The sequence below is a fragment of the Malikia granosa genome (genome assembly GCF_002980595.1).
In the GTDB taxonomy this organism is placed as follows: domain Bacteria; phylum Pseudomonadota; class Gammaproteobacteria; order Burkholderiales; family Burkholderiaceae_C; genus Malikia; species Malikia granosa.
In genome coordinates this window covers 1-1535 of the sequence record NZ_PVLQ01000066.1, presented here as the reverse complement: position 1 = coordinate 1535, position 1535 = coordinate 1, and the positions used below count along the sequence as shown (strand labels likewise).

Below are 1535 nucleotides of genomic sequence, written 5' to 3'. Positions count from 1 at the left end.
GAGTCAGTCATGACAGGTGAGCGCCCATGCGGGCGCCCTGCTCTATCCGATACAGAAAGCCGTACCTACAGCCTTTCATCTATCAAACAGATAACATACGGGGGTAAAAATCAGCAAGACCCATGAATCAGAACGTTATCTTTATCGACAGCCGCGCCAGCGGTTACGAACACATAACTTCAAACCTGGGATTCAACATCCAACAGCATCAAATCAGCGCATGCAAAGATTACATCATAAAATTTCTTAAAATATAAGTTAATTCTTTACATACCCCCAATTCAATCCATGACCATCGATAAATTCATAACGAACGGAATACAAACCGGAAGTAGCTACTTAGAATATTACAACCTGACTCTCACAGAAAGTAGCAAATTATTTATAGAAATAAGCAATGATAATGGCTCATCAGCAATCTACAACAACCAGATGCAGCTCATCAGCAAAACAACGACAGGAAGTCCGACATTTCTCACAGCAGGCAACTACATCATAAAAGCAAGCTACAGCAGCTTAACCAATGCATTAATAAACACATACATACCATCACCAACATCCTACGAATCACTAATTAGCATAAAAACTGGCGATTACAAAGCAAGCAGCTACGACAATTTCTATAGCCTTCAAACCAAAAATGACGGCTACATAATAGCTTCGGCCCGCGGGGATAGCGCAATCGCAAAAATTTACAGTAAAGATCTTTTATTTATAACAGAAACAAACGATAAACCGATATACTTAAGCGCAGGCGATTACATAATCCACGCACAATACAACGGCTTTCGAAATGGCACCCTGAGCGCATACATTCCAAATGAACTGCAATTCACCTATTTAAAAAATGCTAATCCCAGCGGCAGCATCACAATTACCGGTACCGCCAAGCAAGGCCAGATTCTGGCTGTGATCAACACCCTGGCCGATGCCGACGGCCTGGGCACGATCAGCTACCAGTGGCTGGCCGATGGTGCTGCTATCACTGGCGCCACCGGTTCGACCATCACGCTGACCCAGGCCCAAGTTGGCAAGACTATCAGCGTCAAGGCCAGCTACACCGACGGCAAGGGCACGGCCGAAAGCGTGACCAGTTCTGCGACCCTCAGCGTGGTCAAGGCGGCGCCGACCGTGCCGTTCAACGACTTCAACGGCGACGGCAAGGCTGATCTGCGCTGGGTCAAGGACAACGGCGAGGTGTCGTTGTGGCTGATGAACGGCACGAGTGCAACGGCGACGGCGAACTTCGGTCCCTTCAATGGCTGGAGCGTGAAGGATGGCAGCCGGGACTTCAACGGCGATGGCAAGACCGACCTGCTGTTCACCAATGCGAACGGGACGGCCGCGATCTGGACCATGAACGGGCTGACGGCGATCGCGAAAGCCGAACACGGTCCTTATGCGGGTTGGAAGCTGGTCGATGCCGCGGGTGACTACAACGGCGATGGCAAGGCGGACCTGCGCTGGGTCAAGGACAGCGGCGAAGTGTCGCTGTGGCTGATGAACGGCGCAAGCCCGCTCGCGACAGCGAACTT

The 1535-nt window shown here is 50.3% G+C and carries 1 protein-coding gene; it reads left to right on the top strand.

Translation table 11 applies throughout. The annotated features are described in order from the left end of the window. Positions 1–288: 288 nt before the first annotated feature. A partial coding sequence (locus C6P64_RS18015) for an FG-GAP-like repeat-containing protein (RefSeq protein ID WP_146115939.1) occupies positions 289–1535 on the top strand: 1247 nt, incomplete at its 3' end.